At 72.6% G+C, this 12,694-nt stretch carries 13 protein-coding genes; 10 read left to right on the forward strand and 3 right to left on the reverse strand.

Annotated features, from left to right (window positions below):
* The first annotated feature begins 31 nt into the window (after positions 1 to 31).
* The 3 genes from atpD to CITRI_RS0108695 are packed head-to-tail and all read left to right on the forward strand — an operon-like array spanning position 32 to position 2,263.
* Entirely contained in the window at positions 32 to 1,489 is a 1,458-nt protein-coding gene (gene atpD, locus CITRI_RS0108685; protein WP_010144348.1) for a F0F1 ATP synthase subunit beta, read from the forward strand.
* A 2-nt stretch (positions 1,490 to 1,491) separates the two neighbouring features.
* Positions 1,492 to 1,788: a F0F1 ATP synthase subunit epsilon gene (locus CITRI_RS0108690; RefSeq protein WP_010144349.1), complete on the forward strand. Its 297-nt coding sequence runs from the start codon at positions 1,492 to 1,494 to the stop codon at positions 1,786 to 1,788.
* Between the two features lies 1 nt (position 1,789).
* Positions 1,790 to 2,263, forward strand: a complete 474-nt coding sequence (locus tag CITRI_RS0108695) for a DUF2550 family protein (RefSeq protein ID WP_010144350.1) — start codon at positions 1,790 to 1,792, stop codon at positions 2,261 to 2,263.
* A 55-nt stretch (positions 2,264 to 2,318) separates the two neighbouring features.
* Here the strand turns inward: CITRI_RS0108695 and CITRI_RS17055 are convergent, their stop codons facing one another.
* Positions 2,319 to 3,344, reverse strand: a complete 1,026-nt coding sequence (locus CITRI_RS17055) for a hypothetical protein (protein ID WP_010144352.1) — start codon at positions 3,342 to 3,344, stop codon at positions 2,319 to 2,321.
* 55 nt (positions 3,345 to 3,399) lie between these two features.
* The gene (gene nucS, locus CITRI_RS0108705) at positions 3,400 to 4,095 is read right to left on the reverse strand and encodes an endonuclease NucS (RefSeq protein ID WP_029139162.1); all 696 of its coding nucleotides are present in this window, start codon (positions 4,093 to 4,095) and stop codon (positions 3,400 to 3,402) included.
* A 69-nt stretch (positions 4,096 to 4,164) separates the two neighbouring features.
* Between nucS and CITRI_RS0108710 the strand changes: the two genes are divergently transcribed.
* The gene (locus CITRI_RS0108710) at positions 4,165 to 4,545 is read left to right on the forward strand and encodes a hypothetical protein (protein WP_010144354.1); all 381 of its coding nucleotides are present in this window, start codon (positions 4,165 to 4,167) and stop codon (positions 4,543 to 4,545) included.
* 23 nt (positions 4,546 to 4,568) lie between these two features.
* Complete coding sequence (locus CITRI_RS0108715; protein WP_010144355.1) at positions 4,569 to 5,390, forward strand: alpha/beta hydrolase; 822 nt, start codon at positions 4,569 to 4,571, stop codon at positions 5,388 to 5,390.
* Between the two features lie 9 nt (positions 5,391 to 5,399).
* Here the strand turns inward: CITRI_RS0108715 and CITRI_RS20210 are convergent, their stop codons facing one another.
* Positions 5,400 to 6,227: an AI-2E family transporter gene (locus tag CITRI_RS20210; RefSeq protein WP_010144356.1), complete on the reverse strand. Its 828-nt coding sequence runs from the start codon at positions 6,225 to 6,227 to the stop codon at positions 5,400 to 5,402.
* A 613-nt stretch (positions 6,228 to 6,840) separates the two neighbouring features.
* Here CITRI_RS20210 and CITRI_RS19640 point away from each other — a divergent pair.
* From CITRI_RS19640 to CITRI_RS0108745, 5 genes are all read left to right on the forward strand, one after another.
* On the forward strand, positions 6,841 to 8,640 hold the full coding sequence (locus tag CITRI_RS19640; RefSeq protein WP_157998919.1) for a hypothetical protein: 1,800 nt from the start codon (positions 6,841 to 6,843) through the stop codon (positions 8,638 to 8,640).
* Positions 8,641 to 8,710: 70 nt separating this feature from the next.
* Positions 8,711 to 9,679, forward strand: coding sequence for a tetratricopeptide repeat protein (locus CITRI_RS0108730; protein WP_029139163.1), 969 nt, complete (start codon positions 8,711 to 8,713; stop codon positions 9,677 to 9,679).
* A 98-nt stretch (positions 9,680 to 9,777) separates the two neighbouring features.
* Positions 9,778 to 10,629 (forward strand): ABC transporter ATP-binding protein, encoded by an 852-nt coding sequence (locus CITRI_RS0108735; protein ID WP_010144360.1) that lies wholly within the window; start codon positions 9,778 to 9,780, stop codon positions 10,627 to 10,629.
* A complete protein-coding gene (locus tag CITRI_RS0108740) occupies positions 10,614 to 12,188 on the forward strand; it encodes a hypothetical protein (RefSeq protein ID WP_029139165.1) in 1,575 nt (524 codons plus the stop codon). Before CITRI_RS0108735 ends, CITRI_RS0108740 begins: the two co-directional genes overlap by 16 nt.
* A 92-nt stretch (positions 12,189 to 12,280) precedes the next feature.
* On the forward strand, positions 12,281 to 12,640 hold the full coding sequence (locus CITRI_RS0108745) for a DUF3039 domain-containing protein (RefSeq protein ID WP_010144362.1): 360 nt from the start codon (positions 12,281 to 12,283) through the stop codon (positions 12,638 to 12,640).
* Positions 12,641 to 12,694: the final 54 nt, after the last annotated feature.

Raw genomic sequence — 12,694 nt, forward strand, 5'->3', positions numbered from 1 at the left:
AACCGCCATCCACACCAAAGAAGTGAGAGAGATGACTGCCACCACGAACGAACAGGGCACCGGTACCGCCACCGGCGGCGCCGTCGGTCGCATCGCCCGCGTGATCGGGCCGGTGATCGACGCCGAATTCCCCGCGGGCGCCATGCCGGGCGTGTACAACGCCCTCACCGCCGAGCTGACCGTAAACGGCCAGACCCGCACCATCACCTTCGAGACCGCGCAGCACCTGGGCGACAACCTGGTCCGCGCCATCTCCCTGCAGTCCACCGACGGCCTGGTCCGCGGCGCCGCCGTGACCGATACCGGCGCGCCGATCACCGTGCCGGTGGGCGAGGTCGTCAAGGGCCACATCTTCAACGTCCTGGGTGAGTCCCTCGACGTGCCCACCGCGGAACTGGACGTGAAGGAGCGGTGGTCCATCCACCGTCCGGCCCCGAACTTCGCGGCCCTCGAGGGCTCCACCGAGATGCTGGAGACCGGCATCAAGGTCATCGACCTGCTGACCCCCTACATCAAGGGCGGCAAGATCGGCCTGTTCGGCGGCGCCGGCGTGGGCAAGACCGTGCTCATCCAGGAGATGATCACCCGTGTGGCCCGCAACTTCGGCGGCACCTCCGTGTTCGCCGGTGTCGGCGAGCGTACCCGTGAGGGCAACGACCTCTGGGTCGAGATGGAGGAGGCGGACGTCCTGAAGGACACCGCCCTCGTGTTCGGCCAGATGGACGAGCCGCCGGGAACCCGTCTGCGCGTCGCCCTGACCGGCCTGACCATGGCCGAGTACTTCCGCGACGAGATGAACCAGGACGTGCTGCTGTTCATCGACAACATCTTCCGCTTCTCGCAGGCCGGTTCCGAGGTCTCCACGCTGCTGGGCCGCATGCCCTCCGCCGTGGGCTACCAGCCGAACCTCGCCGACGAGATGGGCGTGCTCCAGGAGCGCATCACCTCCACTCGCGGCCACTCCATCACCTCGATGCAGGCCGTCTACGTCCCCGCGGACGACTACACCGACCCGGCCCCGGCCAACGTGTTCGCCCACCTGGACGCCACCACGAACCTGACCCGTACCCTGGCCTCCCGTGGCCTGTACCCCGCGGTGGACCCCCTGGCCTCGACCTCGCGCATCCTCGACCCGCAGTACGTGGGCCAGGAGCACTACGACGCCGCCACCCGCGTGAAGCAGATCCTGCAGAAGAACAAGGAACTGCAGGACATCATCGCGATCCTCGGTGTCGACGAGCTCTCGGAAGAGGACAAGATCGTCGTCTCCCGCGCCCGCCGCATCGAGCAGTTCCTGTCCCAGAACACCTACACCGCCAAGCAGTTCACCGGCGTGGAGGGTTCGACCGTCCCCATCAAGGACACCATCGAGGGCTTCAACGCCATCGCCAACGGTGACCTCGACCACATCTCCGAGCAGGCGTTCTACAACGTCGGCGGACTGGACGACGTCGAGCGCAACTGGGCCAAGATCCAGTCGGAGAACTGATCATGGCTGACAGGCACGAACTCGAGGTGGAGATCGTGGCGGAGGACCACTTCGTGTGGTCCGGACCGGCGCAGTCGGTCAGCGCCCGGACCATCGACGGCGAGATCGGCATCCTGCCGGGTCACACCCCGATGCTGGCCGTGCTGGGCGACGGCGACGTCGTCGTCCAGCAGGCCGGCGGCCAGACGATCACGGCCCACGCCGAGGGCGGGTTCTTCTCCGTGGACAACGACCGCGTGGTGATCGTGGCCGGTGCGGCGTCCCTGAACGGGACCGCGGCCGGACAGGGCGCAGCCTGACGTGAGCCCCGGGTGGTCGGCACTGGTCGCGGCGATCGCCGCCGCGCTGCTGGTGCTCGCCTTCATGGTGTGGTGGCGCTGGCGCACCCTGGTGCGCACGCCCGGGACGTTCACGGCCCGTGCCCGGCCCGCGGACGAGCGCGGTGCCGGGACGCTGGTCATCGGCCGGTATGACGAGGCCGGGCTGGACCTGATGACGGTCTGGTCGATCGATCCCCGCCCCCGGTGGAAGGCGGCCCGCCACCAGCTGCGGCTGCGCCGGGGGGCTCCCGGGCGGCAGGACGGGTCGGTGGTGGTGCGCGTGGATGGCGGGCCGTCACCGATCGACCTGGACATCCACACCGATGACTGCTCGGGCCTCTCGGCCTGGATCGAGGCCGGACCCGCGGTCGGGTTCGGCACCTGGCGGGAGATGCCGTCCCGACGGCACCGGGCCAGCCGGGGCCACCGGGCCTCGCGTCGCCGGGCACACTGAACCCCGGTCGGAACATCCTCCAGCGCATCGCCGTGACGGCGGTGCGCTGGAGTCGTTAACGGCCCCGTGCGAGGGGATGCCCCGCGGGGAGTACGACGTCGCCCGGCACCCCGGGCGCGTCCCACACCACCCAGCCGGAGTCCCGGCGCCCGGGCGGCAGCCCACGGGCCGGGGTGGCCGTCACGGAGCGTACGGCGGTGTCCCGGCCCACGCCCCACTCCAGCAGCAGGCCTAGGGCCCGGTCCAGGGACACCGCGCCGGAGGCCAGGGTGCCCGAGGCGGCCAGCGTCGGCGCGCTCCCCGGTGCGGAGTCCAGGTGCACGCGTCCGAGCCGGTGGCGGCCCGGGGCCGCCCCCGTGGCGGCGGAGGCATCGGAGACCACGCACACCGCGTCGGGAACCAGCGCGAGGACGTCGCGCACCACGGCCGGGTCCACGTGCCGTCCGTCGGCGATCAGCTCGAGCCGCAGCAGGCCCCCCGCCGCCGCCCGCAGGGCACCGGGGACGGGCCCCGGACGACGATGGTGGAAGACTGCCATGGCGTTGAACAGGTGCGTGACCGCGGGCGGCCCGGGCGCCCCGGCGAGCCGGTCCAGGGCATCGTCGAACTGGGCCGCCGTGGCGTCCGTGTGGCCGGGGGAGGGACTGACCCCGGCGGACAGCAGGGCGGCCTCCAGCCCGGCCGCCCCGTCCAGTTCGGGAGCGTAGGTCATGGCCGTGATGGCGTTGCCGCCCCCGGGCCCGGGATCTGCACCGCCCTGCGCGCCGGCCTCCAGCAGGGAGCGCACGAGTGCCCGGGACGCGGCGGTGCCCGGGAGGAGGAGGTCGGCCGGGGGGTGCGCCCCGCTCCGGGCGGGGGACAGGAACGGGCCCTCCAGGTGAATTCCCGCCAGGTCCCCGGAGCGGACCAACGGGGTGAGCCGGCGCACCGCGGCCAGCATCTCGGACGCCGGCATCGTGGGCACGGAGGCCACCACGCGGGTCACCCCGCGCCCGGCGAGCGCGGCCAGCGCGGTGCGCACGGCCTCCGGTCCCGCAGTGGCGAAGTCGGTGCCGCCGTAGCCGTGGCAGTGCTGGTCCACGAGGCCCGGGGTGACCAGGCGCCCCGGGGCATGCGGACGGGGGACGGGCCGGGGGTCAGAAGAGGCGGGACTCGGCATCGTCCACGCCGCGCATCGCGTCGTAGTCCAGGGTGAGGCAGCGGATGCCGCGGTCCTCGGCGAGGGTGCGGGCCTGGGGCTTGATCTGCTGGGCGGCGAAGACACCCCGGACCGGGGCCAGCAGCGGGTCCCGGTTCATCAGGTCGAGGTAGCGGGTGAGCTGCTCGACCCCGTCGATGTCCCCGCGGCGCTTCAGCTCGACCGCCACGGTGCCGCCCTCGGGGTCACGGGCCAGGATGTCGACCGGGCCAATGGCCGTCATGTGCTCCCGCCGGACCAGCGAGTGGCCCGTGCCGAGCAGCTCGATCTGCTCGGCCAGCAGGCGCTGCAGGTCGGCCTCCACGCCGTCCTTGACGAGCCCGGGGTCGACGCCCAGCTCATGCGAGGTGTCGTGCAGGACCTCGAAGACGTGCACCACCAGGCGGTCGTCGGCCTTGGTCGACTGCACGGTCCACACCTCGCGCACGCCCTCCTCGGCGAGTTCCTCGGAGGGCGGGGCGACCCGCAGCGTCGCCGGCGGGCTCATCCAGTTCAGGGGCTTGTAGGACCCGCCGTCCGAGTGGACCAGGACGGAGCCGTCCGCCTTGACCAGGAGCAGGCGGGTGGCCTGCGGCAGGTGGGCGCGCAGGCGCCCCTCGTAGTTGACGGAACACCGGGCAATCACCAAACGCACACCGGGCAGTCTACTGGCAGCCGGAGGCCGGACGGCTCCACCCCGCCCGTGCTGTGACACCATGAGGAGGTGCCCCGATCCAACCGACCCCGCCGCCGCCCCGGTACCGGAGCGGGTGCCGGACGCGCCGGTCGCCACCGGGGGACGGAGCCGTCGTCGGGGGCGGGGCCCGGTGGTCCCGGTGAGCTGGACCGGCTGCTGGGACTGGACCCCGGTTACCGTCACGAGACCGGTCCCGACGGCGGCTGGCACGTGCGCAGGATCCCCGCCTGGCGCGCCGTGAAGGACTACACCTGCCCGGGGTGCGGGCGCACCATCCCGCCGGGGCTCGCCCACCTGGTGGCCTGGCGCAGCGACTCGATCCTGGGTGACGAGGCCGCCGGCGCGGAGCGGCGGCACTGGCATCCCAAGTGCTGGAGCACGCGCCGGCAGGACGGACGGTACTGGTGATGCGGCACCCACAGGACGGCCCGATGCGCGGGGCCCCCGACGACGCCCCCGCGGTCCCCTTGCCTCCCGGGCCCGTGGACGAGGACTACCGGGACACGCGGGGAGCGGAACCGATCCATTCCCGCACCGTGTTGCCCGCCGCGCGCGAACGCATCGTGCTGCGCACCGAGGACGGCCTGGACCTGGTCGGCGAACTGGCCGTGCCCGTCGACCGGGCACCCCGGGCCACGCTCGTGACCTTCCACCCCCTGCCCACGGTGGGCGGGCACATGGACTTCCACCTCTACCTCAAGGCGGCCCAGTGGCTGCCGGCGACGGCCGGGCTCGCCGTGCTGCGGTTCAACACGCGCGGCACGTGTTCGGCGCGCGGTTGCTCGGACGGGTCCTTCGGGGACGGCGTCTCCGAGCGGGCCGACGTGGCCGCGGCCCTGGCGTTCGTGGCCGAGCGGTCGCTGCCGGCCCCCTGGTTGCTGGGCTGGTCCTTCGGCACCGAGCTGGTGCTCAAGCACGGGTTGTCGGTGCCCCACGCCGAGCGGGCCGTGGGCGGGATCCTGCTCTCACCGCCGCTGCGCCGTGCCGCCCCGGACGACCTGGACCGCTGGGCAGCCGACGGACGGCCCCTGCGGGTGCTCGTCCCCGGCCTGGACGACACGCTGCGACCGGCCGAGGCGGTGCGGCGCTTCGCCCGGGTGCCGCAGGCCGAGGTGGTCGGCGTCGACGGGGCGCGGCACCTGTGGGTGGGCCGGACCCACACCCACCGGGCCCTGGACGAGGTGGCGTCCACGGCGCTGGGCCGGACAGTGCGGATGCCGGCGACGTGGGACGGACCGGTCCTGGCCGGTTGAGCGCCAGACCTAGAGGCGGTCCTGCCGGGGCAGGAGGACCTCCCGGACCACCAGCATCACCCCGGCGGCCAGCGGGATGGCCATGAGGGCCCCGAGCACGCCCAGCAGCGCTGCCCCGGCGATCACCGCGATCACGGCCACCGAACCGGGCACGGCCACGGCCTTGCTCATCACCCGCGGGGAGACGAAATAGGCCTCGACCTGGAGGTAGGTGAAGTAGATGGCCGCGAAGATCAGGGCCTGCTGCCAGCCACCCGTCAGGGCGACGGCGGTGATGATGATCCCGCCGGTGAGGGCGCCCACCAGTGGGATGAACGCCATCAGCCCGGCGAAGAACGCCAGCAGCGCACCGAAGGGCAATCCGGCGATCGAGACGGCGATGAAGGCCACGAGGCCGTTCAGGACGGCCACCACCGACTGGCCGATGACGTAGAAGCCCACCGAGGAGGTGATCTCCTCGCCCAGGTACTCCACGCGATGCCTGCGGGAGCGCGGGGCCAGCCGGTAGGCCCAGAACTTCATGGACGGCAGGGACACCAGGAAGTACAGCGTCAGCACGAGCACGATCAGCACGGAGAAACCGGTGTTGACGATCGCGGTGCCCACGCCGAACAGCCCGCCGAAGATCGCGGTGTAGTTGGCGGAGTCCGCCACGAACCTGTTCATCTCCGTCTCGGCGATCTCCCGGATGCCGAACTGGGAGTCCAGGTCGTGGAAGAACTGGGACTCCAGGAAGTCCGAGACCATGTCCGGCAGGTTGTTGACGAACGCAGTGGTCTGCTCCACCACGGTGGGGATGAGCAGGGAGAAGAAGGCCGTGAGGATGGCTGCCAGCAACAGCAGCGCGGCGGCGACGCCGACCCCGCGGGGGCGCCCCAGCGTTCGATCCGGCGCACGATCGGGTCCAGGCCCAGCGAGATGAACAGCGCCGAGCCGATCCACACCAGCAGCTGCGTGTTGGCCGAGAGGATGCCGTAGACCAGCAGTGCCAGCCCGACACCCACGGTCAGCAGGAACCCGGTCTGGATGGGGTGGGCGGCACTGATGAGCCGCACCCGGCTCTCCTCGGGGACCTCGGCCGTGTCCACCGGCGCCCGTCCCGTCTCCGGGGAGCGGACGTCGAACCGGGGCCGGGGGCGGGCACCCGGCACCCGCCGGGTGGCCAGCACGCGCCGGAGGAACCCCGGCGGGCGCCGGGGCTCCGGGGCCCCGCGGTCGTCGGCCGCCGGGGTGCCGGCCGTCGGGACCGCAGCCGAGGGCGGCCCCGGGGGGCGGCCGGCGGCCTCCGGGCCGGCACCGGCGACAGGGCCGGGGCCCGGTCGGGAGGGGTCATGGTCCTGCACAAGCGACAGGTTACGTCACTGACCTGCCGTTATCATTCGGTGACCTTCCGGCTATACTGGTCGCCGGCCCTCTGGGCCCGAACCGACCCCCATCGACAGGTGACCGAGTGCGAGTTGTATCCGGAATAGTGGCCCTCCTGCTGGGCATCGCCGCCCTGCTGTGCGCCGGCGGACTGCAGACGATCTGGGCCCCGCCGGAGACGATGACGGCGACCGTCGGCCAGCAGCCCGCCGAGGCGCCGCTGACGGTGATCACCTCCGGGATCGACGCGGTGGACGAGGCTCCGGTGGAGTACACGATCTCCGGGGAGGGCTCCTTCACCGTGATGCTTGGCCGAGAGCGCGACGTCCAGGCCTGGGTGGGGGACGCCGCCCACAACACCGTCACCGGCATCACCACGGATGTCCCCGGCGGGGAGGCCCCGCGCATCGAGGTCGAGCACGCCGAGGGTGAGTCCACCGTTCCGAACCCCAGGGGCTCCGACCTCTGGCTCGACGTCCAGGAGGGCAAGGACCGCCTGGAACAGCGCTGGAGCGTGCCCTCCGACGGGGACTGGGCGCTGCTCGTCGCCCGTGACGGCACCGACCCCGCCCCCACCGAGATGACGGTCACCTGGACCAACCGCGTCGGCAACAGCCCCTGGATCGTGCCGCTGTACGTCATCGGCGGGCTGCTCGTGCTGATCGGGATCGGCCTGCTGGCCTGGGCCGCGGCCCGGCGCGCGCGCGGTCCCCACGGTGGCACTGGGACCCCGGCCGCACAGACGGGCGGGCCGGCGTCGCCGCGGCCCACTCCGGGCTCGTCCGGCACGGGGTCCACTGCCGGCACCACGTCCAGGGGGTCCATGGAGCAGGGCCCGGCCACCCCGTCACGCCGGGCCGTCCATGGGATCGGGGCCGGCATCGCCGTGCTCGCCCTGGGGCTGTCGGCCGTCGCCCCGGCCGGTGCGGCGCCCCGCGCAGCCGACGCTGCGTCCCTCGCCGGTGCGGAGGCATCCGCCGAGAAGGAGGCCTACCCCGTCCTGACCGACCCCCAGTTGGAGCGGATCCTGGACAGGGTCGCCGCGACGGTTCGGTCCGGCGACAAGGCGCGGAATGCGGAGAAGCTCAAGCCGCGCGTCGCCTTGCACTCGCTGAACATGCGTGCCCTGAACTACCGCAACCGGAAGATCGACGACTCCGTGCAGGCGCCGGAACCGGTCGCTGGCTCTCCCGTGCTCGCGGCGGCCGCCGTCTCGGAACCCTCCTTCCCGCGGACCGCCATGGCGGTGACGGAGGGCGAGGGCAACAGCACACCCCAGATCCTGATGCTCCGTCAGGCCTCGGCGCGCAGCCAGTACCGGCTCGTGGCCAATGCGCCGATGACTCCCGGCGCCCAGTTGCCCGCCGGATCCCTTGACCAGGGGGGAATCGCCGTCATCGGATCCGGGGACGCCGAAGGACTCGTGATGGCTCCCGGCAGCGCCTTCGCCGGGGCGGCCCGGTACCTGACGGACTCCCGGGACGAGTTCTCGAAGCGCATCGAGGCGAATCCCTACATCGACGCGATCCACGACTACCAGGAGGGACTGATCGAGAATGCCAGCGATGCCCGGTTCTCCTTCTGGCGGAAGTCCGTGCCCCGTTCCGTGGTGGGACTGCGGCTGGCCGACGGTTCCGCAATCGTCATCGGGGCGGTGGACGCCGAAACTGTCGCCCGTCCTCGGGAACAGGGCGGGACCGTGATCGTGGACGAACTCGCCGCCGAGCTCGGTGGCGACGGCCGAGAGACCACGGATGGGTTGCGGATGACGTACCGTGAGGCCATGGCCCTGCACGTGCCCGCCGCCGGTGCGAGTGGGGACGCCTCCAGGATCTCCCTCGTGGGAATGGCCGACGAGTTGCGTGCGGTGAGTTTCCTGGACTGAGGCCCTGCCGGGCCGGTCCACGCAGCCGGGCCCGGCATCCGACCGACAAGACCGAGGAGAACACGGGAGCATGTCACAGCAGCCTGGCGCGATGCCGTCCCACCTGCGCGGAGCGGTGGACCTGTCCGGACTCAAGCAGCGGCCGGCCGCCGGTTCCGGGGCCGCTCCGGCGCAGCCCGGGGCCGCTGCCGCCCCCGAGGGCAGCTGGGTCCTGGACGGGGCCCGGCAGGCCGACCTGCAGCAACTCGTCCAGCTCTCGGGCCGGGTCCCGGTCCTGATCCACCTCGCGATACCGTCCGACCCGGTCAGCGGCCAGCTCGATGCCCTGGTCGCCCCCGAGGTCGACCGTCGCGGCGGACGTCTCGTGCTGGCCCGGGTCGACGCCGAGGCCGAGCCCCAGGCCCTCCAGGTCTTCGGACTGCCCGCCGGGCCCGCCGTCGTCGCGGTGCTGGCCGGGCAGCCGGTCCCGGTGCTGAACCAGGCGGTGCCCGCCGAACAGCTCAGCCAGCTCATCGACGAGCTCCTCGCCGCCGCCGCCCAGAACGGCGTGAGCGGAACCGTCCCCCCGCTGGGCCCGCCGCGGGACCACACGGGCACCCCGGCCGAGGCCCCGGCCCAGCCGCCCCTGCCGCCGTTGCACCAGGAGGCGGTCGAGGCCATCGACCGCGGTGACTACGACGCCGCCCTGGACGCCTACCGGCGGGCCCTGGCGGAGAACCCCGGGGACGAGGACGCCAAGGCCGGCCTGGCCCACGCGGGACTGTTCGCCCGGACGGCCGCCATGGACGCGGCAGCGGTGCGTGAGCGGGCGGCCACCGCTCCGGACGACGTCCAGGCCCAGATCGACGTGGCCGACCTCGACCTCCTCGGTGGACACGTCGAGGACGCCTTCAACCGGCTGGTGCGCTTCATCGCCGCCCATCCCGGCACGGAGCGCGACCCCGCCCGCGAGCACCTCGTGGACCTGTACACGGTGGTGGGGGACCAGGACCCCCGTACCCAGGCGTCGCGGAAGGCCCTGGCCCGCGCCCTGTTCTGAGTCCGACGGCCAGGACCCGAGGGTCATGACTTAAGTCATGGCCTGACTGCCCGTGGCGCACCTCCGGGGGCACGCCCGCGCTTGCTACGGTCGGTTCCATGAGCCTTCCCGACAGCCCCGGTGCCCCGGTGGGCACCGACCACCCCGCCCCGCTGCCCACCGCTCACCCCGGCGCCGGGGTGCGGGAGCTGCCCGACCCGCACACCGCCATCGCGATCCGCGGGCTGGCCAAGCGCTTCGGGGAGAAGATCGCCGTCAACGGCATCTCCCTGGACGTGCCGGCGGGGTCGTTCTACGGACTGGTGGGCCCCAACGGGGCCGGCAAGACCACGGCCATGTCCATGGCCACGGGCCTGCTCCGCCCGGACCACGGACGGGTCTGGATCCACGGCACGGACGTCTGGGAAGAGCCGCTGGCCGCCAAACGGCGGATGGGCGTCCTGGCGGACGGCGTGCGGTTGTTCGACCGGCTGACCGGTGAGCAGCTGGTGACCTACTCCGGCCTGCTGCGCGGGCTCGACCGCCAGACCGTGGCCGAGCGCACCGCCGACCTGTTGCGCGTCATGGACCTCTCCCAGGACGCCGGCAAGCTCGTGGTCGACTACTCGGCGGGCATGACCAAGAAGGTCGCACTGGCCTCCGCCATGATCCACGCGCCGAAGGTACTGGTCCTGGACGAGCCGTTCGAGGCGGTGGACCCCGTCTCGGCGGCCAACATCCGGGACATCCTGGCCCAGTTCGTCGCCTCCGGCGGCACGGTCGTGGTCTCCAGCCACGTCATGGACCTCGTCCAGCGCATGTGCGACCACGTGGCCGTCATCGCCGAGGGCACCCTGCTCGCTGCCGGGACGGTCGACGAGGTCCGCGCGGGCAAGTCCCTGGAGGACCGGTTCGTGGACCTCGTGGGCGGCCGCACGAACGGGGAGGGGTTGTCATGGTTGCACACCTGATGCGCATGAAGCTGGCGATCACCGTCAACGGGTGGAAGCGCAGCACGCTCCAGCTGGTGATGTCCATCTTCCTCATCGCCTACGTGGTCTTCGTGCTGGCGATGTGGGGCGTCGGCGCCGCCTTCCTGCCGGACCTCGAGGTGCAGTGGCGGGGGACCGTCCTGACGCTGGTCGGCGCCGCCGCCGTGCTCGGCTGGATCGTGGTCCCCGTGTTCTTCACCGGGGTGGACATGACGCTGGACCCGGCCAACTTCGCCACCTTCGGCATCCCGTCTCGCGCGCTCGTGCCGGGCCTGGCCCTGGCCGGACTGGTCACGGTGCCGGGAGCGGCGACCCTCATCGCCTACCTGATCTCGTCCCTGGCCTGGCGCGACTCACTGCCGGCCCTCCTCACGGCGATCCCGGCGGCGATCCTGGGCGCACTGTTCTGCATCTGTGTCTCCTACGCGGTCACCGGGCTGCTGGCGGCGTTCACCGGGCGCCGGCGCATCCGCGAGATCGTGTCCATCATCGCCCTCGTCCCGCTCATGCTCAGCGGGGTGATCCTGGCCGGGATCGTCGATTCCGTGGAGGCCGCCGCAGACCGGTTGCCGGGCATCGCCGCGGTCATCGCGTGGACTCCGCTGGGATCGTTCACGGCCGCGCCCTGGGCGGCCGCCGAGGGCCGGTACGGCGAGGCACTCGGGCAGGGGCTGCTCTGCCTCGCCTGGGTGGCCGGCGCCGTCTGGCTCTGGCAGCTCGCCGTCGACCGCCGCTACACCCAGGTGCGCGGCTCCGGACCGGCCACCCGCACCTCCAGGGCGGGGCTCGGGGTGCTGGGTTCGCTGCCCGGCACGCCGGCCGGGGCGATCGCCGCCCGATCGATCATCTACTGGCTCAAGGACCCGCGCTACTCGGCCTCGCTCATGGTCGTGCCCCTGATGCTGGTGCTGTTCTGGTTCCTGGGTGCACAGTCGGGCGACTACTCCCTGATGCTGTTCATGGGTCCGATCACCGGGTTCATGCTCGGCTACGCGATCTCCGCGGACATCGCCTACGACAGCTCCGCGTTCGCGCTGCACGTCACCGCCGGCGTCTCCGGCCGGGACGACCGCGTGGGCCGGGTCGGGGCGCTGCTGCTGTGGGCACTGCCCCTGACACTCGTCCTGACGCTGGCCACCACCTGGATGGCGGGGGCCTGGGACCTGTTGCCGGGGCTGATCGGCCTGGCGGTGGGGGCACTGCTCACCGGTGCGGGCGTGTCCGCGGTGTCCTCGGCCCGCTTCATCTACCCGGTGCCGAAACCGGGGGACAGTCCCTTCGCCACCCCGGAGGGTTCCGCCATGCGGATGATGCTGGTCTCGCTGGGCGCGATGGTGGTCCTCGGGCTGCTGGTGCTGCCCGAGCTCATCCTGTTCGTCCTGGCCCTGCTGACCGGTGACATGCTCTTCCAGTGGCTCACCCTCGTCGTGGGCCTCGGGCTCGGGCTGTTGGTCCTGTGGCTCGGCATCCGCTGGGGCAGCCGCTGGTTCGACCGGGCCCAGGCGGAGACCTACCAGTCCGTGCTGAAGTTCGCGTGAACCCCCGGGCCGGGGAGGCCGGTGGCGACGGGACGGAACCGGACGCGGCCGGACCGGCGTGCCGGAGACCGCGGACCGGTAGACTGGGGCGCATGAGTCTGCCCGCCGAGCCCGATCTGAACGACCCCGGAGCACCGCAGGGTCCCGGCAGCGCCGGGGCCGCCGTGCTGGACCGCCAGGAGCAGCTGCAGGACGCCGAGCCGGGCGACCACGAGCGCTTCTCCCACTACGTCCGCAAGGAGAAGATCATGGAGTCCGCCGTCACCGGCGCCCCCGTGGTCGCCCTGTGCGGCAAGGTCTGGACGCCGGGACGGGACCCGGAGCGCTTTCCGGTCTGCCCGGAGTGCAAGGAGATCTACGACGGCCTCAAGGGGCCGAAGGACGGCGATTCCGGCAGCGAGGGATCCGGCGGCGGCCGGCGCGGCTGGTTCGGCGGCAGAGGCCGCGACTGACCCACGGCCCGGTCGCGTGGCCGGGCCGGCCCGGCCACGCGACCGGGCCAACGC

The sequence above is a fragment of the Citricoccus sp. CH26A genome, from assembly GCF_000224415.1.
Taxonomy (GTDB): domain Bacteria; phylum Actinomycetota; class Actinomycetes; order Actinomycetales; family Micrococcaceae; genus Citricoccus.

Bases quoted from the DNA above. Each gene is read 5' to 3' on its own strand.
- atpD (WP_010144348.1), top strand. From the start codon at position 32: ATGACTGCCACCACGAACGAACAGGGCACCGGTACCGCCACCGGCGGC.
- CITRI_RS0108690 (WP_010144349.1), top strand. From the start codon at position 1,492: ATGGCTGACAGGCACGAACTCGAGGTGGAGATCGTGGCGGAGGACCAC.
- CITRI_RS0108715 (WP_010144355.1), top strand. From the start codon at position 4,569: ATGCGCGGGGCCCCCGACGACGCCCCCGCGGTCCCCTTGCCTCCCGGG.
- CITRI_RS0108730 (WP_029139163.1), top strand. From the start codon at position 8,711: ATGTCACAGCAGCCTGGCGCGATGCCGTCCCACCTGCGCGGAGCGGTG.
- CITRI_RS0108735 (WP_010144360.1), top strand. From the start codon at position 9,778: ATGAGCCTTCCCGACAGCCCCGGTGCCCCGGTGGGCACCGACCACCCC.
- CITRI_RS0108740 (WP_029139165.1), top strand. From the start codon at position 10,614: ATGGTTGCACACCTGATGCGCATGAAGCTGGCGATCACCGTCAACGGG.
- CITRI_RS0108745 (WP_010144362.1), top strand. From the start codon at position 12,281: ATGAGTCTGCCCGCCGAGCCCGATCTGAACGACCCCGGAGCACCGCAG.